The organism is Qipengyuania sp. SS22, from assembly GCF_025736935.1.
GTDB lineage: Bacteria > Pseudomonadota > Alphaproteobacteria > Sphingomonadales > Sphingomonadaceae > Qipengyuania.
Map to the genome: position 1 here is coordinate 1739682 of NZ_CP107048.1, position 22580 is coordinate 1762261.

The window sequence follows — 22580 nt, forward strand, 5'->3', positions numbered from 1 at the left end:
GCCCCGCCGTATCAGAACTTGCCGGTGAGCGTGAGCGTCGCCCGGCGTTCGTCACCCTTGTAGAGGAAGTGGCCCGAACGATAGCCGGAGAGGTAGTAATCCTCGTCGGTTACGTTGGTCACGTTCACACGGGCACCGAAGTTCTGGTTGAAGTCCATGCTCACGAAAGCATCGAAGGTCCAGTAATCCGGCACGCGATAAGTGTGCACGCCCAGCGCGTCGACGAAGCTTGCCGCATCGTCGGGCTGACCGGTGTATAGCGCACCCTTGTAAGTCGCGGTCCCGCCGAAGGCGATCGCATCGGTCGCCTGGTAGCGGATCTGGCCGCTGAACTGCGTGTTGGCGAAATTGCTCAGACGGCGACCGATCTTGTCCGGATCGTTCGAATCGGTGATTTCCGATTCCATCACAGTCAGTGCCGCCTGCGCGAGCAGCTTGGGCGTGATGTTGCCAACAAGGCCAAACTCGATACCGCGCACACGGTTTTCACCGGTGTTGAGCGAGCCGCCCGGAGTGTACCCGTCGCCGGCGGATTCGAACACATCACCCTTGGTGATCTGGAAGGCCGCGGCAGTCAGCATGAAGCGATCGTCGAACAGGTCGGCTTTAACGCCCAGTTCGAAGCTGTCGCTGCTTTCGGGGCGCCCATCGCCAATGTCGGTGCCGTCATCGACGCAGATCCCGCCGTAGCCGCAATTGCCGCCAAGGTCGGATTCGCCGCCGTTGATGTTCTTGGCCGAACCGTAGTTGAAGTAGACGTAGACCTCTTCCATCGGCTTCACGCCAACGCCGGCATGGCCGTTCCACAGCGTATCGCTGTAGCCAAAGGGCGTCACCGTACCGCGGCTGTCGACCACATTGCTGTAGCTGAAGGCGTCCATGCGGATGCCGCCATGGATCGACAGCCAGTCAGTGAAGTCGATCGTGTCCATTGCATAAACCGACAGCGTTTCGACCTGCCAGTCGCTGTCGACATCGCTGCGAACGATGTCGCGCTGCAGCAGGTTGTGGATTTCGCTTTCGCCGAACAGCACATTGCGGTTTTCGTCGGTGATGCAATAGCTCGGGTTGAGACTACCACCACGACCGGCAGTGACGCAATTGGTCGCACCGTTGTTGGTCACGTCATAGGTGCCATTGGCGACCTTCAGGTTCGAATATTCGGTGCCGACGATCAGATTGTGCGCCAGGCTGCCGGTGGTGAATTCGCCGATCACGTTGAACTGGTTGACGAAATACTCGACTTCCTGATTGCCCTGATGGCTGCTCAGCGTGACCGGGGCGAAGGTGTCGGTGTCCGGATCATAGGCGCCGCCACGCAGGCCGGTGAGGACGTACCCATTGCTGGTTTCGCCATAGCGGGTCGAGTTGACGATCGAGAAGCCGTCGAACGGGGTGATGTAGATCCGACCGGTGAAAGTATCGACATCGGATTCGAGGAAGTCGCCGGTCTGCGCGTAACTGGGCACATCGTCCCACGGCTGGTAGACCGTCACATCGCTCGGGCCGGTGCCGGTCGGGCGCGGGACATAGCCGCCCAGATCAGGCGTATCTTCCGCCGTGAGGTGGTAATAGTCGAGCACCAGTTCGAAGGTGTCGCTGGGCTTGAACGCCGCCGATACGGCTGCACCGTAACGCTCGCGGTCGGAGAAGTTGCGGTTGGGCACTTCCTCATAGCCGTAGAGCAGGTTGGCGCGCACCGCGAACGTGTCGGTCAGCGGCACATTGGCGTCGAGCGTCACGCGGTAATAATCGTCGGTGCCGATGCCGGCGTCGACGCGCGTGAACTGGTAATCGGTGCTGGCCTTTTTGGTGATCGAATTGACCGCGCCGCCGGTCGAACCGCGGCCCGCGAAGCTCGAGCTCGGCCCCTTGGTGATCTCGATCTGGTCGACCGCGAAGGTTTCGCGCGTGGTCATGCCGGGATCGCGCAGGCCGTCGACGAACACGTCGCTGCGCGCTTCATGGCCGCGGATGATGTAGCGGTCGCCAAAGGCGTTGCCGTTCTCGCCCGTACCCACGGTCACGCCGGGGACGTTGTCGAGCACGTCGCGCAGATCGGTCGCGCCCTGTTCCTCGAGCTGCTGTTCGGTCAGCACCTGGATCGTCTGCGGGGTTTCCGACAATGGCTTCACGCGGCGCAAATCGCCCGAAGTGCGCGCCTTGTAGGGCACACCCGGCTGCGCGTTCGGATTGACGTCGGCGGTGGCATCTTCGATCTGCAGCGTGTCGAGGACGACTTCCTCTTCTTCATTGGCATCCTGTGCCTTGGCGTTGCCGGCGATCAGCGCTGCCGACAGGCCGATGGCCGCCACTGCAGTGCTCCGTCCGGCACCGCGCAGGCTGATCGGACGGATCACGCCCTGGTTACGATCCCTCATGGAAAAACCTTTCTAATCATCATCTTGTGCGTAGTGAATAGTCGATAGGAAGCGAGATCGTGACGCTGTCTTTGGTCATCGATCGCGGGAATTTGGGCAGCGGCGCAACGCGCTGCATCAGGTCCAGCGTGGCCTGGTCGAGCAAGGCGTGCCCGCTGGAGGAACGGATCGAGCTGGCGCTGATCCGGCCATCGGCAAGCACGGTGAACCGCACCGTCACCACGCCTTGCTGGCGCGCCTTCTTGGCCTCGCTCGGATAGCGCTTCTTGCGATTGAGATGCGCGCTTAACAGCGCGTAATAGTCAGCCTCTTCGCGCTTGGCCTTGGGGTCGTCGCCCGCAGTCGCGGCGGTCCCGGTGCCGCTGCCTTCGGGAGCGACCGCCAGCGCATTGCGCGCGGGCTGGACGGGTGCGATGGGCTGCGGCGCGGGCGTGACGCTGCGCCGCGAGGGGAGCGGCGGTGGTGGTGGCGGCGTGGCGACGAAATCGCGCGGCAACGGCGCCCGGACCTGCGGTGCCTCGATGCGCGGCTGGAAAGTCTGCGGCGGTACGTAATCGGGCTGGAGCGCGTCGACCGGCTGTTCGTTCAGCGCCGCAGGCGCCGGGGCGGCCTGCCGGGGCAGTTCGAGCAGGACGACCGGGTCTTCGACGATGGGCTTGGGCGGCGTGGTGCCGATAAGCAGCAGACCCGCGACCACGGCTGCGTGGCCGGCGAATGCGACGCCGCCCCCCAGCATCCAATTGGTGCGTCCTGCCTCTCCCAGCATCACTGCGCCGCTGCCCCGGATTCGGCACCGACCAGCGCCACATGGACATAGCCCGCGGCGCGCAGCGCGTTCATCGCCTGCATGATTGCGTCATAGGTGATCGCCTTGTCGGCGCGCAGGAAAACCCGCTCTTCGCGGTCGCCTGCGGTCGCTTCGGTGATCGCGGCACCCAGCGCGGCCAGTTGCACCGCGTCTTCATTGACCAGGATCGACCCGTCGGCCTGCAGCGACAGATAGACCGGCGCTTCGGGCTTGGCTGCAGATGCCGCGTTGGACACCGGCAGATCGACCTTCACATCGACCGTCGCGAGCGGCGCGGCGACCATGAAGATGATCAGCAGCACCAGCATCACATCGATAAACGGCGTGACATTGATTTCATGCGCGACCGCGAGGTCTTCGCTGTCCGAGGCGAGCCGGAGCGCCATCTCAGGCCTTGCCCTCCGGCAGCGTGCCACGGCTGAGATCGCGCGAGACCACGCGCAGCAGCGCGGCCGCACTATCCGCCACAACCGCACGGTGCGCCGCGATGGCGCGCGCAAAATGGTTGTAGATCACCACCGCCGGAATGGCGGCGACGAGTCCGAGTGCGGTGGCCAGCAGCGCTTCGGCAATACCGGGTGCGACCACTGCCAGATTGGTAGTCTGCTGTTCGGCAATGCCGATGAAGCTGTTCATGATGCCCCAGACAGTGCCGAACAATCCGACGAAGGGTGCGGTCGCCCCGATCGTGCCGAGGATGGTGACGCCCTGTGTCATCTTGCGCGCAACCTTCGCCTCGTGCCGGTCGAGCCGCGAGACCAGCCGTTCCTTCAGCCCTTCGCGGTCGTCAAGCGACCCGGCCGACTGGGCGATTTCTTCTCGCGCCTGGACGACGATCGGATGGTCGGCGAAGGCGGGGTCGAGCTGCGCCAGGGATTGCGTGGCGGCGAGCTTGTCGCGGCACTGCTCGGCGTTCTCGCGTTGCCGTGCGAGTTCGAGATGCTTGGCGACCAGCACGGTCCAGGTGACCAGCGAGGCCAGCACTAGCCCGATCATCACCAGCTTCACCACCCAGTCGGCCTGCGCAAACATGCCCCAGACGCTGAGATCGGTCGGCAGGCTAGGCGCGCCCGCTTGCGTTCCACCGACCTGCGCCTGCGCGCTGGCGGGGAAGGCCGTCAAAGCAAGGACGGCAGCAGAAAAATGATGTCGAGACACTTGTATGGGGGCCCTCGTGATTCGCTCGGAGGCCCGCCTAGTGCGACGCGCGCACTATTGCAAGTCATTCGCATTTGCAGGGCGTCTGCCCGCATTTACGGGTGGTATTGTTGCCACGAGCGCCGATCAACGATCACCGCGAGCCACGCCTTAGCTGTAAACGACCTGCGCAACTCGCAGCCCTGGGCGTTTCGAGAAGTTTCGCCCCCGCCCCGTGCGAACGGCCGATCAGGTAAGCCGCGCGAAGTTGGCGACGCCCGGGGCCGGGCTGCGGGTCGGACGCGTGGGAGCGATGTCTATTCCGGCCAGGCCGCCGAGCGCAGCCGAAACCGCCGCGACCCGCTGATCGTCGATGCGGTAGAAGACCAGCTTGGCGTCCTTGCGTGTCGTCACCAGCCCGGCATTGCGCAGCACGGCGAGCTGCTGCGACAGCGTCGGCTGGCCGATGTCCGCCACCTCGTCGATCTCGCCGACATTGCGTTCGGTCCCGGCGAGCGCTTGCAGGATGCGCAGGCGCACCGGATGCGCGACCGCCTTGAGCGCGTCGACCAGTTCGTCCCCGGTCATCTGCGCTTGCCCCGGCCCACTTCCTGCAGGAACCAGTCGGTGTGATCCTTCGCCGCGAAGACATCGTCGAGCTTGGCGCTGGGCTGCCGCAGCAGCTTCTCTCCCGGCTCCCAATTCGCCGGCGCAAGCACCGGATCCTTGTCGACCGCCTGCAGCGCATCGAGCGTACGGAGCATTTCGGGGGTCGAGCGTCCGACATTGGCAGGATAGCAGGTCATTGCGCGGATTACGCCGTGCGGATCGATGAAGAAGGTCGTGCGCACCGTGGCGCTGTCATTATCGCCCGGCGCGACCATGCCATAGGCGCGCCCGATGACGAGCGTGGGATCTTCGATGATCGGGAAACGCACTTCGATGTCGAACCGGTCGCGGATCATCCGCAGCCAGGCGAAATGCGAGAACAGGCTATCGACCGACAACGCCATCAAATCGCAATCGCGCTGCGCGAACTGGTCCGCCGCCTTGGCCAGCGCCACGAACTCGGTCGTGCAGACGGGAGTGAAGTCCGCCGGGTGCGAGAACAGGACCAGCCAGCGGCCGCGGCAATCCGACAGCCGCATGTCGCCCGCAGTGCTCCGGGCGGAAAAATCGGGGGCGATATCGCCGATCCGCAAGCCGGCCCCGGGGGCGATCCGCTCGCCACTGTCAGTCGAAGTAGGTTGAGTCATTTCGACTGCATACCACTTGACATCGGAAACGCAACACATATAAATAGTTTATGTAATCGAATGGAGTGAGAATCATGCAAAACGATCAATCGCTACAATCGGCCTCCCAGCAGATCGCCCGCGCACAGGACGATAAGGGCCTGCGCCCGTCGATCGCCGGGTTCTTCGACGAAGCAACCAATACTGTCTCCTATGTGGTGCATGACCCCAAGACCAGCGAGGCCGCGATCATCGATTCGGTCCTCGATTTCGAAGCCGCTTCGGGGCGGACTTCGAACGGTTCCGCCGATCGAATCGTGGAATACGTCACTTCCAATAATCTGAAAGTGACGTGGCTGATCGAAACCCATGCGCATGCCGATCACATTTCGGCGGCGCCCTATCTGCAGACCAAGCTCGGCGGCAAGCTCGCCATCGGCCGCGAGATCATTCGCGTGCAGGAAGTGTTCGGGAAGCTGTTCAACGCCGGGACCGACTTCGAGCGTGACGGGTCGCAGTTCGACAAGCTGTTCGACGATGGCGAGACCTTCAAGCTCGGTGAGCTCGAGGGCATTGCGCTTCACGTTCCCGGTCACACGCCCGCTGACATGGCCTTCATCATCGGCGACGCGGCGTTTGTCGGCGACACGATCTTCATGCCCGACTTCGGTACTGCGCGGGCGGATTTTCCCGGCGGGGACGCGCATCAACTGTTCCGCTCGATCCGGCGCCTGCTGTCGCTGCCGGACGAAACGCGCCTGTTCCTGTGCCACGACTACAAGGCCCCGGGGCGCGACGAATATGCCTGGGAAACCACGGTCAAGCAGCAGCGCGAGGAGAACGTGCACGTCAAGGACGGCGTTACCGAGGACGATTTCGTCACCATGCGCACCACCCGCGACAAGGGCTTGGACATGCCCAAGCTGATCATGCCGTCGGTGCAGGTGAACATTCGCGGCGGACGCCTGCCCGAACCCGAGGATAATGGCGTGAGCTACATCAAGATCCCGGTGAACGCCGTATGATGTTGCCAGGATTTCCAGATGCTGCGCCGCTCGCCGGCCTGGCGGGCGGCGCACTTATCGGTCTTGCCGCAGCGCTGATGCTGCTGGGGCTTGGCCGTATCGCGGGCGTTTCCGGGCTGGCGGCGAAGGCAGTCGGTCTCGGGGGTAGCGGGATCGCGCGCAGCGCCGCGTGGATGTTCGTGATCGGCCTGCCGCTCGGCGCACTGATCGTATCGCTCCTCAGCGGCGGGATCGACGCGCAGTTCGCCAATCCGCTGACGCTGGCGGTGGCCGGTGTGTTGGTCGGGGTCGGAACCCGGCTCGGCAGCGGCTGCACCAGCGGGCACGGGGTTTGCGGGGTCAGCCGCCTGTCGGGCCGCTCGATCGTCGCCACGGCGACCTTCATGGTTGCGGGCATTGCCACCGTCGCGCTGATGAACGCGATGGGGCTGGAGGTATTGCAATGAGCCGGATCACCTTTCCAAGCCTGATCGCAGGCACGCTGTTCGGCGCCGGACTGGCGCTGGGCGGGATGACCAATCCTGCGCGCGTGCGCGGATTTCTCGACATCTTCGGCGCCTGGGACCCGACACTTGCCTTCGTCATGGGCGGCGCGGTCATTGTTATGGCGATCGCCTGGCGGTTCGTGCCGCGTATGGCGGCGCCGCTGTTCGGCGAGCATTTCCACCTGCCGACCCGATCCGACCTTACCCCGCGCCTGATCGGCGGAGCGGCGCTGTTCGGCATCGGCTGGGGCGTGGCCGGACTGTGCCCCGGACCGGGCATCGCCGCGCTGGTGATCGAGCCCGCATCGGCAGCGATCTTTATCATGGCCATGCTAGCGGGCATGGGTCTTGTCCGGTTGTTCGAAGGAGCGGGCGCATGACAATTAACGAAGTCACCGAGCGGTTCGCGGTCGCCCCGCAAGTGCAGGTCGCCGAGATGCAGAGCGTGGCCGATGCCGGCTACGGCACGGTCATCTGCAATCGCCCCGATGGCGAGGAGGACGGCCAGCCCACCGTGGCCGAGATGCGCGAAGCCGCCGAACGCGCGGGCCTGGCCTTTCACCATATCCCGGTGGCGGGCGGCGCGTTTCCCGCAGAGGCAATCGCCGCCTTTAGACAGGTCCGCCAGCAAGCTGAGGGCAAGGTCCTGGCCTATTGCCGCACCGGCACGCGCTCGATCACGCTCGATACGCTGGCGAATATCGAGCAGCTGAGCGCCGATGCGCGCATCGAGCGGGCACGGCAGGCAGGCTACGACCTGTCCGCCCTGCGCCCCCAGCTCGGCACCTAACCCCCACATTTCCCGGAGAGATCGGCATGGCACAGACAATTTCCCACGAGGTGGTCATCATCGGCGGCGGATCGGCGGGGATCGCAACCGCATCCTCGATGCTGCGGCGCCGTCCCGGGCTGGATATCGCCATCGTCGAACCGGCCGAGGACCATTATTACCAGCCCGGCTGGACGATGGTCGGCGCAGGCGTGTTCGACGCGCCGGTGACCTGTCGCCCGATGGCCAGTGTCATGCCTCGGCGCGCGCACTGGATCCGCCAGGCCGCGGCCAGTTTCCAGCCCGAGCGCAACCAGGTGACCCTCGCCGACGGCAGTATGATCACTTACCGCCTGCTGATCGTCGCACCTGGTATCCGCCTGGCGTGGGAGAAGATCGCCGGTCTGGAAGCCACGCTCGGCAAGAACGGCGTGACCTCGAACTATCGCTATGACCTCGCGCCCTATACCTGGGAGCTGGTGCAGGGCCTCAAGTCCGGGCGGGCGATCTTCAGCCAGCCGCCCATGCCGATCAAATGCGCCGGCGCGCCGCAAAAGGCGATGTATTTGTCCTGCGATGCATGGGCCGATGGCCATGTGCTCGACAATATCGATGTCGAGTTCCGCAATGCGGGCGGCGTGCTCTTTGGGGTCAAGGAATACCTCCCCGCACTGATGGAATATGTCGAGAAATACGACATCGACCTCAAGCTCAACCAGACACTCATCGCGGTCGACGGACCCGCCAAGACCGCCACGTTCAAGACCGAAGCGGGCGAGGAAGTGGTCGCGTTCGACATGCTCCACGTCGTGCCCCCGCAGGTGGCACCGCAATTCGTGGCCGACAGCCCCCTGGCAAATGCCGAAAGCGGGTTTGTCGATGTCGACAAGTTCACGCTGCGCCATGTGCGCTATCCCGATGTCTTCGGTCTTGGCGATGCCGGGTCGAGCCCCAATGCCAAGACCGCCGCGGCCGCGCGCAAGCAGGCGCCGATCGTCGCGGTCAACGCGCTGGCAGTGCTCGACGGCAAGCAGCCGGTCGCCGATTACGATGGCTATGGCTCGTGCCCGCTGACGGTCGAGCGCGGCAAGATCGTGCTCGCCGAGTTCGGCTATGACGGCAAGCTGCTGCCCAGCTTCCCCACCTGGCTGATCGACGGCACCCGCCCGCGCCGGCTGAGCTGGCTGCTCAAGTCCGAAGCGCTACCGTGGATCTACTGGAACGGCATGCTCAAGGGCCATGAATGGATGGTCAAACCGCAGGTCAAGACCGCCGCGTGATGGATAGGCCGGAATCGGATACAGGCGTGGCGCAGGCCAGCGCCCCCGGACAGGGCCAGCGCGCAGGATTGCTGGCGCAGTATTTCCCCATTCTCGAATGGGGTCGGTCGTATAATGGCGCGATCCTGACCAAGGACATGGTGGCAGCTGTCGTCGTCACCATCATGCTGATCCCGCAAAGTCTTGCCTATGCGCTGCTGGCGGGCCTTCCGCCGGTGGTCGGGCTCTATGCCTCGATCCTGCCGCTGGTCGCCTATGCGATATTCGGCACCAGCCGCACGCTGGCGGTCGGGCCGGTTGCCGTGGTGTCGCTGATGACGGCAAGCGCGGCGGGTGCGGTCGCCGCGCAGGGCACGGCGCTCTATCTCGAAGCGGCGATCACGCTGGCGGCCTTGTCGGGCGTGATGCTGGCGGTGCTCGGCCTGCTGCGCATGGGGTTCCTCGCCAATCTGCTGTCGCATCCGGTGATCAGCGGGTTCATCACGGCCAGCGGTATTCTCATCGCGACCAGCCAGCTCAAGCATATCCTCGGCGTCAGCGCGGGCGGCAATACCTGGCCCGCGATGCTTGGCGGACTGGCATCCGCATTCGACCAGATCAATCCGTGGACGCTCGCGATCGGCGTGCCCGCGACGCTGTTCCTGTTCTGGGTCCGCAAGGGACTGAAACCCTTGCTGATGCGGCTGGGCCTGAAATTGCATACGGCCGATATCGTGGCCAAGGCCGGACCCGTAGCCGCGGTGGCAGTCACCATCCTTGCAGCGATTGCATTCGATCTCGGTGATCGCGGCGTGAACCTGGTCGGGGCGATCCCGCAGGGCCTGCCTCCCTTCGCCCTGCCCTCCACCGATCTCGACCTGATCGCGCAGCTATGGGTGCCCGCATTGCTGATCTCGATCATCGGCTTCGTCGAAAGCGTTTCGGTTGCGCAGACGCTGGCCGCCAAGCGCCGCCAGCGGATCGCGCCGAACCAGGAACTGATCGGCCTCGGCGCGTCGAATATCGCCAGCGCCGTTTCGGGCGGCTATCCGGTAACCGGCGGTTTCGCCCGCTCGGTGGTGAATTTCGATGCCGGTGCGGAAACGCCTGCGGCGGGCGCCTATACCGCGGTGGGTATCGCGCTGGCGGGGCTGTTCTTGACACCCCTGCTGTTCAGCCTGCCGATCGCGACCTTGGCCGCAACGATCATCGTCGCCGTGCTCAGCCTGGTCGATCTGAAAACACCGGGCCAGCTATGGCGCTATTCCAAGGCCGATTTCGCCGCGCATGTGGTGACCATCGGCATCACCCTGCTGGCGGGCGTCGAATTGGGGGTAATCTCCGGCGTTGCGGTCGGCCTGCTGCTGTATCTGTGGCGCGCCAGCCGCCCGCACGCCGCCATAGTCGGCCGCGTTCCCGAGACCGAGCACTTCCGCAATATCGATCGGCACCACGTCTTCACCGTCCCCTATATCCTCTCGATCCGCATCGACGAGAGCCTGACCTATCTCAACGCGCGCTGGCTCGAGGAATATGTGCTCGAAGAAGTCGCCGACCGGCCAGAGGTCCGCCATGTCATCCTGATGTGCAGCGCGGTGAACGAAATCGATGCTTCGGGGCTCGAGAGTCTGGAAGCGATCAATCACCGCATGGTCGATGCCGGGATCGGGCTCCATCTGTCCGAAGTCAAAGGACCCGTCATGGACCGCCTCAAGCGCACCCATTTCGTCGCCGATCTGCACGGCAAGGTATTCCTGTCGCAGAACCGCGCCTTTCGCGAGCTCGCGGCCAATGGCGGCCCTCCCGACACGCCCACTCCGGACATGGCACGGGGGATGATCTGATGGCGGTGATACCGGACAAGGATGCCCGCTGCCGCCGGATCGAGACGCTGATTGCCGCGGGCAAGGGCGTGTGCGAAAGCTGCCGCGAAGCCGGCATCTCGGAGAAAACCTTCTACCGCTGGCGCGCCGCACGCCAATCCGATGCAACACCCATTGCGTAATTCGGGCGGGCCTGTTGGCGTTCGCTCCGCTACACGAGCCGTGAGATAGGGGAAAGCCATGTTCGAAGGCGTCGACGCGCTTCTACTCGCCCGGATCCAGTTCGCCTTTACGGTGAGCTTCCATTTCATCTTCCCGGCCTTCTCGATCGGCCTGGCGAGCTTCCTCGCGGTGCTCGAAGGGCTGTGGCTCAAGACCGGCAAGTCGATCTATCTCGACCTGTTCAAATACTGGCTCAAGATCTTCGCCATCGCCTTTGCCATGGGCGTCGTGTCGGGCATCGTGATGAGCTACCAGTTCGGCACCAATTGGTCGGTCTTCTCCGACATTGCCGGCCCGGTGATCGGCCCGCTGATGGCCTATGAAGTCCTGACCGCCTTTTTCCTCGAGGCAGGCTTTCTCGGCGTCATGCTGTTCGGGATGAACAAGGTGGGCAAGAAGCTCCACTTCGCCGCCACGCTGATGGTCGCGGTAGGTACCTTTGTGTCGGCCTTCTGGATCCTGTCGGTGAACAGCTGGATGCAGACACCAGTCGGCTTCGAACTGGGCGCAAACGGGCAATATCTGCCGGGCGACAGCTGGGTCGAAATCATCTTCAATCCCAGCTTCCCTTACCGCCTCGTGCACACGGTTATCGCCGCCTATCTCACTACCGCCTTCGTCGTCGGCGGTGTGGGTGCATGGCACCTGCTGCGCGACCGCACCAACCTCCATGCGCGCAAGATGTTCTCGATGGCGATGTGGATGGCGGCGATCGTCGCGCCGATCCAGATTTTTGCCGGCGACATGCACGGGCTCAACACGCTCGAACACCAGCCGCAGAAGGTCATGGCGATGGAAGGGCATTACCAGAGCCATCCCGATGGCGCCCCCCTGATCCTGTTCGGCATTCCCGACAGCGAGGAGAAGCGGGTCAAATATGCCGTGGAAATTCCCAAGGCCTCCTCGCTGATCCTCAAGCACGATCTCGATGCGCCCATGGCGGGCCTAGATACGATTCCCGATGACGAGGAGCCGCCCGTGGGTATCGTGTTCTGGTCGTTCCGCATCATGGTCGGCATCGGCTTCGCCATGCTCGGGCTGGGGCTGTGGAGCCTGCTCGCGCGGGTCCGCAAGAAGCTCTACGACTGGCCGCTGCTCCACCGCGCCGCCCTGGTCATGGCGCCGAGTGGTTTCGTCGCGGTCATCGCCGGGTGGATCACCACCGAGGTCGGCCGCCAGCCCTACGTGATCTACAACCTGCTGCGTACGGCGGATGCCGCCAGCCCGCTCGACGCGCCCGCAGTGGGTGCCTCGCTGCTGGCTTTCGTGGTTGTCTATTTCGCCGTTTTCGGCGCGGGCGTGTGGTACATCCTCCACCTGATGCACAGTCCCCCGCATGTCGGCGAGAAGGGCGTCAAGCGCGGCGACACGGGCCCCATCCGGACCGCGGGCATCACCCCCGGCCCGTCGCAGAACCCTAGGCATTCCGACACCCTGCCACGCGATCACGAGGAGGCGACCGATGGCCGTTAATTTCGACCTTACCGTCATCTGGGCGTTCATCATCGCCTTTGCCGTATTCGCCTATGTCGTGATGGACGGCTTCGATCTCGGCATCGGGATACTCTTTCCGACCTTCGAAGTGGGGCCCGAACGCGACCGGGCGATGAATTCTATCGCCCCCGTCTGGGACGGTAACGAGACCTGGCTGGTGCTGGGCGGCGGCGGATTGCTCGCCGCCTTTCCGCTGGCTTATGCGGTGGTGCTGCCGGCGACCTATCCGCTGATCATCGCCATGCTGCTCGGCCTCGTGTTCCGTGGGGTGGCGTTCGAGTATCGCTGGCGCGATCCGGGGCACCGGCGGCTGTGGGACGCGGCATTCACCGGCGGCAGCTTCGTCGCGGCGATGGCGCAGGGCATGACGCTGGGTGCACTATTGCAGGGCATCGAGGTCGTCGACCGTGCCTATGCGGGCAGCTGGTTCGACTGGCTGACGCCCTATACGCTCCTTACCGGGCTCGGCACCGTGGCGGGTTATGCCCTGCTCGGCGCGACCTGGCTGGTGTGGAAGCTCGATGGCGACAGCCAGCATCACGCGCGCCAACTGGCCAAGCGCGCCGCTTGGGCCACGCTGGTGCTGATGGGCGGGGTCAGCCTCTACAACGTATTCCTCAATACCGATTATGCCCAACGCTGGCTCACCGCGCCCGAGATTTTCTTCGCCGCGCCGGTGCCGATCCTGACCGGGATCGTCGCCATCGCCCTGCTGCGCTCGCTGTCGGTCGAGCGGCACAGCAAGCCGTTCTGGCTCAGCCTGGGGCTGTTCTTCTTCGGCATGGCCGGACTCGGGTTCACCATGTGGCCCTATGTCGTGCCGCCGGGCCTGACCATCTGGGACGCTGCCGCGCCCGAGCGCAGCCAGATCTTCATGCTGGTCGGGGTTGCCATCACCATGCCGCTAATCATCGCCTATACCGCCTGGGCCTATTGGGTCTTCCGCGGCAAGGTGGGCGACGAGGGCTATCATTGATGGCCGGACCGGACGAGCGCCCGCTGTGGCAGCGGCTTGGCTGGATGGCGGTGATCTGGGCGGCAAGCATCGCCGTGCTCGGCACCGTCGCCTACATCATCCGGTTCTGGCTCAAGACCTGACGCGGCGGTGAGCCAACAGGCACTTAGTTATAGTTCCATGATAATTGATCCACGCGTATCGAACCAATTTACGCCTTCGATGCTTCAACCGAAGTGAATTCGATTACTCGATTAATGCAATCGTAAATTCGAATTGGACGATTGCCAAAGACGCGCATAAAAGGTGCACATCCACTCGAAACGAAGGATTTGCACATGAGCCTCCATATCGGCGACACTGCTCCCGACTTCACCGTCGATACCCAGAACGGCGAGATCAGCCTGCATGAATGGGCGGGCGACAGCTGGGTGTTCTTCTTCAGCCACCCGGCCGATTTTACCCCCGTCTGCACCACCGAGATGGGCCGCACCGCGCAGCTCGCGGATGAGTTCGAGAAGCGCAATGTGAAGCCGCTGGGCCTGTCTACCGACACCGCCGCCGAACATGCCCGGTGGATCGAGGACGTCAACGACACGCAGAACACCAATCTGGTTTTCCCGATCGTCGCCGACGCCGATCTCAAGATCGCGAAGCTCTACGACATGATCCATCCCGACGAGAGCGAGACTGCGGCAGTCCGTTCGGTCTTCCTCATCGACCCCGACAAGAAGGTTCGCCTGACGATGACCTATCCGATGAGCGTCGGCCGCAATTTCGACGAGATACTGCGCGCTATCGATGCGCTGCAGTTCAGCGACAAGCACGGGGTCGCGACCCCGGCGGACTGGCACCACGGCAAGGCGGCGATCATCCCGCCCTCTGTATCCGACGAGGATGCCAAGGCCCGCTTCCCGCAGGGCTTCACCACGCTGCGGCCCTATCTGCGCACGGTCGCGATCGACTAAGCTTGGTCCGACCCGATCGATGATACGGGCGGGATCGGTTTGCGCCGGTTCCGCCCGCCCGTGCTAGGAGAACGAAATGCTGCTCGAAAAAATCAAGACGCCCGGCCTGTCGCACCTGTCCTACCTGGTCGGATCCGGCGGCAAGGCGGCGGTGATCGATCCTCGCCGCGACTGCGAATGCTACGTCGAAATGGCGCGCGCCGCAGGGCTCGAGATCACCCATATCTTCGAAACGCATAGGAACGAGGACCTGGTATCGGGCGCACCGATCCTCGCAGCGCTTACCGGCGCGCGGGTATTGCACGGCCCCAACGCCGCAGCCGATGTCGTCTATGCCGAAACCGCGCGCGAAGGCGACGCGTTCGAAATCGGCCAGCTGACCATTCGCGTGCTTGAAACGCCTGGCCATACCGATGATCACCTCGCTTTCGTCCTGCATGACACCGCGTATCCCAACGGCCCGGTCGGCGTGTTCACCGGCGATGCGCTGTTCGTCGGCGATGTCGGCCGCACCGATTTCTATCCCGATCGCCAACGCGAAGTCGCCGGGCTGCTGTACGATTCGCTGCACAAGGTGCTGGCACTGGGCGACCAGGTCATTCTCTATCCCGCCCATGGCGCCGGTTCGGTTTGCGGATCGGGCATGGCGGAACGCGAATTTTCGACTGTCGGTCACGAACGCGCCAACAATCCGCGGCTGCAATTCGCCGACCGCGAGGCGTTCATCGATTTCAAGGTCGGCGAGAACCACTACCAGCCACCCTATTTCCGACTGATGGAACGGCTCAACCTCAGCGGCGGCGATCCGGCCCCGCGGGTCATGCGCCCGCGCCGCCTGCCACTGGCTGAACTGTCCGCGATCGAGGTCGATCACCTCGTCGATATCCGCGAGCCGCTGGCCTATGCGGCGGGGCATCTGCCCGGCGCGATGAACCTGCCGGTCGGGATGATCTCCGCCTTCGCCGGATGGTTTATCCGCGAGGGCGAGAGCATCGCGCTGATAGGCTCCGACGAAGATCAGCTTGCCGCCGCCATGACCCATCTCGTGCGCATCGCACTGGACAATGTTATCGGCGGCTATGTCGGTGTCGTTCCTGCTGCGGCACAGGGCCGCGATATGGCAACGATACCGATGATCGGAACTGCCGAAGTGGCGCGCCGTCTCGACAGCCCACCCGCGGGCTGGACGCTGCTCGATGTGCGCGACGCCGACGAACGCTCGGCAAGCGCGATCGAGGGTTCGCAGCATATCTATGTCGGCCAGTTGAACGAACGCTATCGCGAACTCGATCCGGCCGCGCACTACACGCTGATGTGCGCCAGCGGGATGCGGGCGACCGTCGCCGCGGGCTGGCTCGCCAGTCGCGGGTTCGCGAAACTCGACGTCTATCTCGGCTCGATGGGGGCTTGGAATGCTACCAAGGCCAAACCCACGTAAGCCGCGGGCCTGGCCGCTCCGCCCCTAGGCGGTTGCCTGCTGGTCAGCGTCGTGGGCGCGCCCTTCGAGCCATTCAAGCTGCTCGAGAATGACCGGCGTCACATCGCGGTGCGCGTTATGGCCGATGAACAGGTCCATATGGCCGTAATTCGGCACGATCCGCTGCTGGTATAGCTCGGGCTTGTTATTCCCCTGCAACCAGACGCGCGTGCGCTGGCCGCTTTCGGGATAGAACAGCTTGTTCGTCGCACCCGACAGGAAGCTGATCGGCAACGCCAGGCGGCGCGCTGCGTCGTCGCTCGTATAAACGGCTTGGCCCGCGGCATCGACTGCCAGCCCCTTGCGCATGACCTCCTGCAAGTGCTCGAACGGCTTGAGCGATACGCGGCTGAACATGCTGCCCAGCGCCAGATGCGTATCGTGACCCAGCTGGCTGTGGTCCCAGCTCGGACCGAACACGCCGAACACGCGGCGGCAGGTCGGGTTCTTGCACGCCTGCCCCTCGGGTACGGGAATCTGGTAAGCGATCGCGTCGATCTCGTAATCGGCCTCGGTGCCCTGGCTGACGAAGTCGAGATGCCCGTCGAGCAGCGAGATCTGTCCGAGCGTCCCCGCCACACCAAGATCGGCCTTCATGTAATTGAGCCAATCGGTCACCGGATGCAGCGTAAGCTGCGAGGAAATGAGCGAGCGCACGCCCGAGACCCAGCCTGCGCCAATCCCCATCAGTAAGCTCATCGAGCCCACACAATGAGCGATCGCCTGCACGCTGTCGGCACCGCTGACCTTGCGGATCCTCGCAATCGCAGCCGGCCAATCGTACTGCGCGATATCGTCGATCGTGAATTCGGGCGGATGTTCGGTATCATTGCCCGCATCTGCGCTGGCACGGTAATCGAACAGCCACACATCGTAACCCTGCGCCACGAGGCTTTCGGCGAGATTTTCCTCGACCGTCGGCGTGGCGAAGCTGGACGCGCGCACCGAAAAGCCGGGCGCCAGAACCAGCGGTCCGCGCGCGCCGCCGCGATAGCGGGTCAGGCCGATGCTCGCCCCGTCTTCGGTGGGCACGAAATGCTTTTCCGGCGGTGGCAGCCGCAGTTTGCGGTCCACCAGCTTGGCCGCATCCTTGGCGGCGAAATCGTTGAGCGTGGCCAGCATCCCGCCATAGGAGCGGAATACGGTCATCGCGAAGAAGCCCGCGTATTTGGCGACGAAATAGGTATCGATCGCCTTCTTGGCGCGCGGAATCTGCTTCACGACATGCGCAACCAGCGTCCCCGTATCGTGCACCTCGATCGTCGTCAGCTGGCGCATGAATTCGTCGATCCCCAGCTTAAGCACGCCGCGACCGATCAACTCGCCGCTGGCATCCTCCCCATGACGCAGCGTGACGAACAGCGTGGTGAGATCGGTCCAGGGATCGGACTTGCCGCGCTGCTCGAGCGTCTTGAAGCCGTGGAAATGGACCGGCCCCGCGGGACCGTCGAGCACCATATCATAGAGCATGGTCCAGCTTTCGGCGCGCGTCGGATCGGCGACCAGCAGGCGGAAGGTACCTTCGCGCACCGGCAGCGGATCGGGTGACAGCGCGGCGACCGTGACGGTGCCGGTAATGCGCGAACGGTGCTCCTTCTCCTCGATCATGCGATGGAGGTTCTCGGTCGTCACGGTCAGCCTGAAGTGGCAGTCGCCGCCATGCGTGCGGCCCCACGCCTCGCCATTGGCGTAATCGTCGCGGATACGTTCGACATGGCCGCAGGGACGGTGGTGGCACCCGACGTCGCTGATATGACCGGCCATCGTTTCGGTAAAGGACAGCCCGGGGGCCATCGCTTCGGGATGGTTCATCACCAGCTGGCGGATCGCCGCCTTGCCTTCGTTGATCGCGCCGCTCTCGAAATGCTCGGCGGCCTTCTCGATCCACTGGGCCACCGGTTCGATCGCATGGCCCGCTACCCATTTCGCAATTGCCAGCCGCAGGCCATCGCCGCGCGGGGCAAGTATCGGGTCTGGTGAGGCTTCCTCGACCGGCGCCGGTTGGGGCAGCGGCCCTTCCTCGCCAAGTGTGAAGTCGATGGTCCAGCCCTGCCGCTGCGCCAGCTTCTCGATAGCGCGTTCGGCCACCGCGGTGATCGTCAGCAGCGGATTGACGCCGACCGAGCCGGGCAGCGCGGCACCGTCGCAGACATAGAGACCTTCGTGAACATCGGTCCCCGCAGTGCCTGCAAAGACACGGCAGGTGTCATCGACCACGCCGGTGGCCGCATCGTCGCCCATGCCGCAGCCGCCGATCGGGTGAACCGTGATCAGCTTCTTGCCGAACGGGTCGCTCCACAGCGGATCGGAGAAATATTGCGCGTCGATCGCACGCGCCGCTTCGGCCATTTTGTCATCGTCGCGGCGGAAGGTGCGCTGTTCGCCTGCGCCCGGCCAGTGGATCGTCAACCGGTCGTCATCGAGCGCCAGCTGGCCGCCCGAATCGTCGACGCTCATCACCAGATAGGTCTGCATGCGCGACATCGGGCCCTTATAGGCCCATTCGGCGATACTGCCGGGGTCGGTCTGTACCGCTTCGCCCATCGCCTTGGCATCCATCAGGCGCGGCTTGACCTGGTCCATTCCGAAGCGGGTGAAGCCATCGGCCAGTGCCTCGCCGAAGAAGAACGCCGGGGCGAGCGCAGTGGCGATGATGCCGGGGGCAACGCCCTCCTCGATCACCAGCCCCTCGGTCACGTCCCTCGTCCCGCGCATGTCGATCACGCCGGTGATGCAGGGGCCAGGATAGGCTTCCTTCGCGACATCCGAAGCCCCCACGCCGATCGCATAAAGCGGCTGTGCGGTGAGCGTATCGTCCTCGTCCTTTTCGGCCTTGAGATAGCTGTCGTAAGCGAAGCCCAACGCATCGCCATTGCCCGAGAAATTGGCACCCAGCCGGTCGGAAAGCGCGAGACCCTTCTCGCGCGAGCGCAGCAGGATCTCTGTCGACCCGAGCGTGCCCGCGCCCAGAATGACATGGTCGGCAGTGATGCTGGTCGGGCCCTGCGGCGCATCGACGCCATTGGGCTCCAGATGGACACGCCACCGCTCGCCCTCGCGCTCGACCCACTGCACTTTCGCCTGCGTGAAGATTTCCGCACCGTGATTGGCGGCATCGGGCAGGTAGTTCATCAGCGTGGTATTCTTCGCGCCGACATTGCAGCCCGATACGCAGTCCCCGCAATTGGTGCAGGCCGGCTGCGGCACCCCGAACTTGTTGGTCTTGTCTTCGAAGGTGACGTTGATCGGCGTCTTGTAGAAGCGCTTGCCCATCTTCTCGGCCGAGTGTTCTAGCGCGTCGAGTTTGCCCAACGTCGGATAGCTGTCGGGATAAGGGTTGGGTGCGAGCATTTCGCGGGCGCGCTCGTAATAGGTGTCGATCTCGTGCTCGTGCTCTCGGAGCGCCGCGGGCCAATGCGCCTGGTCGAGCAGCCGCTTGTCGAGTTCGAGTGCGACATTGGCGTTGATGAGCGAGGTCCCGCCAAGCCCGCAGCCGACCAGCGCATATTGATCGTCGTTTACATGCACTTCGAACAAGGCATCGGCCGCACCGATCCGGCCGCCCTTGGCATTGATCTGCATCGCGTCCTGCGCGTCGGCAAGCTTGTTGGGATATTCGCCGGGGAGCCGTTCCTTGCCGCGTTCGAGGACAGCGACGTCCTGCCCCGCGCGTGCCAGCCGCGACGCGGCAACGCCTGCGCCATAGCCAGACCCGATCACCAGGACGGTGTAATGCTGTTTTGCCTGATCCAGGCTCTTCGCGATGCGTTTCTGCATGGTCATTCTGCCGCCTCCCGCAGGGATTCATCGGATGTTTCGAGCAGGTGGCGCACCCGCGCATCTGCTTCTTCAACGATGCGCGCATGAACCACGCGCGAAAAATCGGACCAGTGGCTCGCAGCCCGCTCGACGGCGTTGCCCGTCTCTTCCACCAGCCGCGAAACGCGCCCGCTGCCTTCGACCCGCACCGGCGCCATCGTGCCGTCGGTGGGATCGTTGAACAGCCGCAGCGAGGCGACTTCGAGATCGTCGGACACCAGCATCGCCGCGCAACCCTGCACAGGCATCAGCGTCGGTTCGTCGAGGACCCAGCCACCGGTGTTGAACACGCCAACCGGGCGCTGGTACCCTTCCACCATCAGTTCGTCCTGGAAGGGCTTGTGCGTATGACCGAACACGAACTGCAGTTCGGTCGGCAGTTCGCCCAGCTCGTCGCGCAATTGCGCCGCCATGGGCGTACCGAGATACCAGCCGATATCGTCGATCTCCGCTTCGCCGAGCACATGGCCATAGCCTTCGCGCTGGCGTTCTGCCGCGCGGCCTGCAGTCAAATCGACGCCGGCGCGCAGGAGATTGTCGAGCGTGATGCCGTATTTGAGCTGCATCGAGGGATCGATGCCGAGTTTCGAATTCAGCCCGCCGGTGATCCGCCGGGCAACGCTTTCGGCAAAGTCATGGCTCGCGCCGGCGCTGAGCATGGTCTCGTAAAGCGACCCGGCAGCCCCGCCAATATCGCCCGCGCTGCCGAGGTCTGACCACAGGAAATCGATCCACGGCCCGTTCTCCGCCTCGAGCTGGTGCATGGTCGCAGGCCGCGCCTCGCCATTGTCGAGGAACCCGCGCAGGTTGGACAGCGCGCGATACATGCCATCGAGATAATGCCCGTGGTGCATCACGACTGCGCGGCCGGTATCGCGATCGGCAAGGCCCCAATTGGGATAGGCGATGCGCACAGAAGCTCCCGCCAGATGCGGGCGGCGCGCGATCAGCGATTCCATCAGGCGGCAGCTGTGCATCGGCTGGCCGATGATCGGCGTGATGGGTTCCAGATCGCCCGGCATCTCGCTCGCCTGCAAGGCGGTAATGAATCGGTGATCCTGCGCCATGCGCCACAGATGATGGTCATGATTGCCCGCAACATAAACGATATCGCGGCGGAATATCTCGCGCCCGTCCTTGGGAAAAAAGGCATCGATCAGCTGGAGGAAGCTTTTCGACACATCGCCAAAGGGCGACAGCCCGAGGTCGAGCGCATCGCCGAGCAGGACGAGCTGCGGCTTTTCGCCATCGACCAGCGTTTTCCGCAGCCCATCGGCGAAAGACAGCAGCACCTCACTTGGCACATCGGCAACCTCGCCGCCGCCATGGAAATGCGTCAGCAGGCTGTCGCGCGCGCCGAGGTGGAGGTCCGACAGGACGATCTGGGCAATGCTCATGCGGTATTCTCCAGGCAGGTATAGAATGCGTCGCGCACGATCTTCTCGCGCGGGTCGTCCCATTTGCCGGTGCCGAGCTGGTTGGTGATCCAGGCATAGGCGACCCCGTCGTCCGGGTCGGCATAGGCAAGCGAGCCTCCCACCGCGAAACTGCCGAAGGCGCTGTGGGTGCGGGCATATTCCCAACTGTCGAAGGGTTTTTCGAAGCCGTGGGAATAATACATGTCGGCGGTCAGGACCTGGTCCTTCAGACCCTTGCGTGGGTGCGCGTGGCCGGCGCACAGCGTCTGCATTACCGCGGGGGTCACTCCCAGTTTCGCGCCGCCCTCGGCGAAGGCTTGATAGAGCATCGCCAGCCCGCGAGCGGAAGCGATGCCGCCCGCCGCGCCCTGGCCCACACGCCAGAAGTCCTCGCAATCCAGCGCCCCCGGTCCGGAAAGCAGCAGCGGATTGTTGAGCGTGCGGAAAGCCAGCGTGCCCGGCAGGCACATCTTGAAGGTCAGCGGCCAGGGCATGGTGGAATGATGGATAAACAGGTCCTGCATCCCGAACCCCTCGATCCGGGCAATGCGGCTGCGATCGAAATCCTCGGGCAGGCCGAGAAACACGTCGGCGTTCAGCGGTGCGATGAGTTCGTCCGCAACGAAGTGACCGAGATTGCGATGCTGCGGGTCGCGGCGGCGGATCAATTCACTGGCGATCCAGCCCAGCGTATAGGCGTGGTTCCCGGCGTAATCGCCCGGGGTCCAGTGGGGCTTCTGCCGCGCAATGGCAGCGCAGATGGCGTCCTCGTCACCCAGATTGTCGAGCGTGAGCGAAAAGTCGATTGCCGAAAGGCCGGCCTGTTCGGACAGTGCCTCGCCCACCGTGACCGCGCCTTTGCCATGCGCTGCGAATTCGGGCCAGATATCGGCCACCGGCTCGTCATAGGCGAACAGTCCGCGCGATACCGCGACCGCGCCCGCCATGCCGGTGATACCCTTGGTCAGCGAATAGATAAGCGCAACATCGTCGCGCTGCCATTCCTGTGTGCGCGCCTTGTCCTGCCACCCGCCCTGCAGGTCGACCACGGTCTCGCCATGATGGATGATCGTGCAGGCCGCGCCCAGCGCCGTGCGCGCCTGGATCGCGGCAGCGAAGGCATGCGCAACCGGTTCGAACCCGGGCGCGACGTAACCCCGCGTCCAATCGGCTGGATTGCTATTCGTCTCTTTGGTTTGAACGCTCATGCGGCGTAGCTGTTGCATCGACGACCCCCCGGCTCGATATCGGCGAGATCGCGCTCGCCCTCGTCAGGGCAAATAGCGATAATTGGTTAACGGCGCG

Annotated in this window: 21 protein-coding genes; 12 read left to right on the plus strand and 9 right to left on the minus strand. The window is 64.1% G+C overall.

The window, feature by feature from the left end; all coding sequences use genetic code 11:
* Positions 1-11: 11 nt before the first annotated feature.
* The 6 genes from N6L26_RS08635 to N6L26_RS08660 form a co-directional block, all read right to left on the minus strand.
* The gene (locus N6L26_RS08635) at positions 12-2381 is read right to left on the minus strand and encodes a TonB-dependent receptor (RefSeq protein ID WP_263605189.1); all 2370 of its coding nucleotides are present in this window, start codon (positions 2379-2381) and stop codon (positions 12-14) included.
* A 19-nt stretch (positions 2382-2400) separates the two neighbouring features.
* Positions 2401-3147 carry an energy transducer TonB gene (locus tag N6L26_RS08640; protein ID WP_263605190.1) on the minus strand — a complete coding sequence of 249 codons (747 nt, stop codon included), beginning with the start codon at positions 3145-3147 and terminating at the stop codon, positions 2401-2403.
* A complete protein-coding gene (exbD, locus tag N6L26_RS08645; protein WP_263605191.1) occupies positions 3147-3575 on the minus strand; it encodes a TonB system transport protein ExbD in 429 nt (142 codons plus the stop codon). Before exbD ends, N6L26_RS08640 begins: the two co-directional genes overlap by 1 nt.
* A 1-nt stretch (position 3576) precedes the next feature.
* Positions 3577-4311 (minus strand): tonB-system energizer ExbB, encoded by a 735-nt coding sequence (gene exbB / locus N6L26_RS08650; protein WP_263605192.1) that lies wholly within the window; start codon positions 4309-4311, stop codon positions 3577-3579.
* Between the two features lie 264 nt (positions 4312-4575).
* Positions 4576-4914: an ArsR/SmtB family transcription factor gene (locus N6L26_RS08655; protein WP_263605193.1), complete on the minus strand. Its 339-nt coding sequence runs from the start codon at positions 4912-4914 to the stop codon at positions 4576-4578.
* A complete protein-coding gene (locus tag N6L26_RS08660) occupies positions 4911-5582 on the minus strand; it encodes a peroxiredoxin (protein ID WP_263605194.1) in 672 nt (223 codons plus the stop codon). The genes N6L26_RS08655 and N6L26_RS08660 overlap by 4 nt, the downstream gene beginning before the upstream one ends.
* Before the next feature lie 74 nt (positions 5583-5656).
* Here N6L26_RS08660 and N6L26_RS08665 point away from each other — a divergent pair, with 74 nt between their 5' ends.
* The 12 genes from N6L26_RS08665 (at position 5657) to N6L26_RS08720 (ending at position 15999) form a co-directional block, all read left to right on the plus strand.
* Entirely contained in the window at positions 5657-6586 is a 930-nt protein-coding gene (locus N6L26_RS08665; RefSeq protein ID WP_263605195.1) for an MBL fold metallo-hydrolase, read from the plus strand.
* The gene (locus tag N6L26_RS08670; RefSeq protein ID WP_263605196.1) at positions 6583-7032 is read left to right on the plus strand and encodes a YeeE/YedE family protein; all 450 of its coding nucleotides are present in this window, start codon (positions 6583-6585) and stop codon (positions 7030-7032) included. The genes N6L26_RS08665 and N6L26_RS08670 overlap by 4 nt, the downstream gene beginning before the upstream one ends.
* Entirely contained in the window at positions 7029-7451 is a 423-nt protein-coding gene (locus N6L26_RS08675; protein ID WP_263605197.1) for a DUF6691 family protein, read from the plus strand. Before N6L26_RS08670 ends, N6L26_RS08675 begins: the two co-directional genes overlap by 4 nt.
* Positions 7448-7861 (plus strand): TIGR01244 family sulfur transferase, encoded by a 414-nt coding sequence (locus N6L26_RS08680; protein ID WP_263605198.1) that lies wholly within the window; start codon positions 7448-7450, stop codon positions 7859-7861. The genes N6L26_RS08675 and N6L26_RS08680 overlap by 4 nt, the downstream gene beginning before the upstream one ends.
* Positions 7862-7887: 26 nt before the next feature.
* On the plus strand, positions 7888-9120 hold the full coding sequence (locus tag N6L26_RS08685; RefSeq protein ID WP_263605199.1) for an FAD/NAD(P)-binding oxidoreductase: 1233 nt from the start codon (positions 7888-7890) through the stop codon (positions 9118-9120).
* The gene (locus N6L26_RS08690; RefSeq protein ID WP_263605200.1) at positions 9120-10943 is read left to right on the plus strand and encodes a SulP family inorganic anion transporter; all 1824 of its coding nucleotides are present in this window, start codon (positions 9120-9122) and stop codon (positions 10941-10943) included. The genes N6L26_RS08685 and N6L26_RS08690 overlap by 1 nt, the downstream gene beginning before the upstream one ends.
* A complete protein-coding gene (locus N6L26_RS08695) occupies positions 10943-11104 on the plus strand; it encodes a transposase (protein WP_263605201.1) in 162 nt (53 codons plus the stop codon). Before N6L26_RS08690 ends, N6L26_RS08695 begins: the two co-directional genes overlap by 1 nt.
* Before the next feature lie 58 nt (positions 11105-11162).
* Positions 11163-12617: a cytochrome ubiquinol oxidase subunit I gene (locus N6L26_RS08700; protein ID WP_263605202.1), complete on the plus strand. Its 1455-nt coding sequence runs from the start codon at positions 11163-11165 to the stop codon at positions 12615-12617.
* Complete coding sequence (cydB, locus tag N6L26_RS08705) at positions 12607-13614, plus strand: cytochrome d ubiquinol oxidase subunit II (protein WP_263605203.1); 1008 nt, start codon at positions 12607-12609, stop codon at positions 13612-13614. Before N6L26_RS08700 ends, cydB begins: the two co-directional genes overlap by 11 nt.
* Positions 13614-13736: a DUF2474 domain-containing protein gene (locus tag N6L26_RS08710; protein WP_263605204.1), complete on the plus strand. Its 123-nt coding sequence runs from the start codon at positions 13614-13616 to the stop codon at positions 13734-13736. Before cydB ends, N6L26_RS08710 begins: the two co-directional genes overlap by 1 nt.
* A gap of 195 nt (positions 13737-13931) precedes the next feature.
* Complete coding sequence (locus tag N6L26_RS08715) at positions 13932-14561, plus strand: peroxiredoxin (protein ID WP_263605205.1); 630 nt, start codon at positions 13932-13934, stop codon at positions 14559-14561.
* 76 nt (positions 14562-14637) lie between these two features.
* On the plus strand, positions 14638-15999 hold the full coding sequence (locus N6L26_RS08720; RefSeq protein ID WP_263605206.1) for an MBL fold metallo-hydrolase: 1362 nt from the start codon (positions 14638-14640) through the stop codon (positions 15997-15999).
* 24 nt (positions 16000-16023) lie between these two features.
* Here N6L26_RS08720 and N6L26_RS08725 read toward each other — a convergent pair whose 3' ends face one another.
* The 3 genes from N6L26_RS08725 to N6L26_RS08735 are packed head-to-tail and all read right to left on the minus strand — an operon-like array spanning position 16024 to position 22483.
* Complete coding sequence (locus N6L26_RS08725) at positions 16024-19821, minus strand: GMC oxidoreductase (RefSeq protein WP_263605207.1); 3798 nt, start codon at positions 19819-19821, stop codon at positions 16024-16026.
* Positions 19818-21254, minus strand: coding sequence for a metallophosphoesterase (locus N6L26_RS08730; protein WP_263605208.1), 1437 nt, complete (start codon positions 21252-21254; stop codon positions 19818-19820). Before N6L26_RS08730 ends, N6L26_RS08725 begins: the two co-directional genes overlap by 4 nt.
* Positions 21251-22483, minus strand: a complete 1233-nt coding sequence (locus tag N6L26_RS08735) for a serine hydrolase domain-containing protein (protein WP_263605209.1) — start codon at positions 22481-22483, stop codon at positions 21251-21253. The genes N6L26_RS08730 and N6L26_RS08735 overlap by 4 nt, the downstream gene beginning before the upstream one ends.
* Positions 22484-22580: the final 97 nt, after the last annotated feature.

Excerpts from the sequence above, each read along its gene's own strand:
- N6L26_RS08715 (WP_263605205.1), top strand. The coding sequence starts at position 13,932 with ATGAGCCTCCATATCGGCGACACTGCTCCCGACTTCACCGTCGATACC.
- N6L26_RS08660 (WP_263605194.1), bottom strand. The coding sequence starts at position 5,582 with ATGACTCAACCTACTTCGACTGACAGTGGCGAGCGGATCGCCCCCGGG.
- N6L26_RS08665 (WP_263605195.1), top strand. The coding sequence starts at position 5,657 with ATGCAAAACGATCAATCGCTACAATCGGCCTCCCAGCAGATCGCCCGC.
- exbD (WP_263605191.1), bottom strand. The coding sequence starts at position 3,575 with ATGGCGCTCCGGCTCGCCTCGGACAGCGAAGACCTCGCGGTCGCGCAT.
- N6L26_RS08725 (WP_263605207.1), bottom strand. The coding sequence starts at position 19,821 with ATGACCATGCAGAAACGCATCGCGAAGAGCCTGGATCAGGCAAAACAG.
- N6L26_RS08730 (WP_263605208.1), bottom strand. The coding sequence starts at position 21,254 with ATGAGCATTGCCCAGATCGTCCTGTCGGACCTCCACCTCGGCGCGCGC.
- cydB (WP_263605203.1), top strand. The coding sequence starts at position 12,607 with ATGGCCGTTAATTTCGACCTTACCGTCATCTGGGCGTTCATCATCGCC.
- N6L26_RS08635 (WP_263605189.1), bottom strand. The coding sequence starts at position 2,381 with ATGAGGGATCGTAACCAGGGCGTGATCCGTCCGATCAGCCTGCGCGGT.
- N6L26_RS08695 (WP_263605201.1), top strand. The coding sequence starts at position 10,943 with ATGGCGGTGATACCGGACAAGGATGCCCGCTGCCGCCGGATCGAGACG.
- N6L26_RS08700 (WP_263605202.1), top strand. The coding sequence starts at position 11,163 with ATGTTCGAAGGCGTCGACGCGCTTCTACTCGCCCGGATCCAGTTCGCC.
- N6L26_RS08675 (WP_263605197.1), top strand. The coding sequence starts at position 7,029 with ATGAGCCGGATCACCTTTCCAAGCCTGATCGCAGGCACGCTGTTCGGC.
- N6L26_RS08685 (WP_263605199.1), top strand. The coding sequence starts at position 7,888 with ATGGCACAGACAATTTCCCACGAGGTGGTCATCATCGGCGGCGGATCG.
- N6L26_RS08735 (WP_263605209.1), bottom strand. The coding sequence starts at position 22,483 with ATGAGCGTTCAAACCAAAGAGACGAATAGCAATCCAGCCGATTGGACG.
- N6L26_RS08710 (WP_263605204.1), top strand. The coding sequence starts at position 13,614 with ATGGCCGGACCGGACGAGCGCCCGCTGTGGCAGCGGCTTGGCTGGATG.
- N6L26_RS08640 (WP_263605190.1), bottom strand. The coding sequence starts at position 3,147 with ATGCTGGGAGAGGCAGGACGCACCAATTGGATGCTGGGGGGCGGCGTC.
- N6L26_RS08655 (WP_263605193.1), bottom strand. The coding sequence starts at position 4,914 with ATGACCGGGGACGAACTGGTCGACGCGCTCAAGGCGGTCGCGCATCCG.
- N6L26_RS08670 (WP_263605196.1), top strand. The coding sequence starts at position 6,583 with ATGATGTTGCCAGGATTTCCAGATGCTGCGCCGCTCGCCGGCCTGGCG.
- N6L26_RS08720 (WP_263605206.1), top strand. The coding sequence starts at position 14,638 with ATGCTGCTCGAAAAAATCAAGACGCCCGGCCTGTCGCACCTGTCCTAC.
- N6L26_RS08680 (WP_263605198.1), top strand. The coding sequence starts at position 7,448 with ATGACAATTAACGAAGTCACCGAGCGGTTCGCGGTCGCCCCGCAAGTG.
- N6L26_RS08690 (WP_263605200.1), top strand. The coding sequence starts at position 9,120 with ATGGATAGGCCGGAATCGGATACAGGCGTGGCGCAGGCCAGCGCCCCC.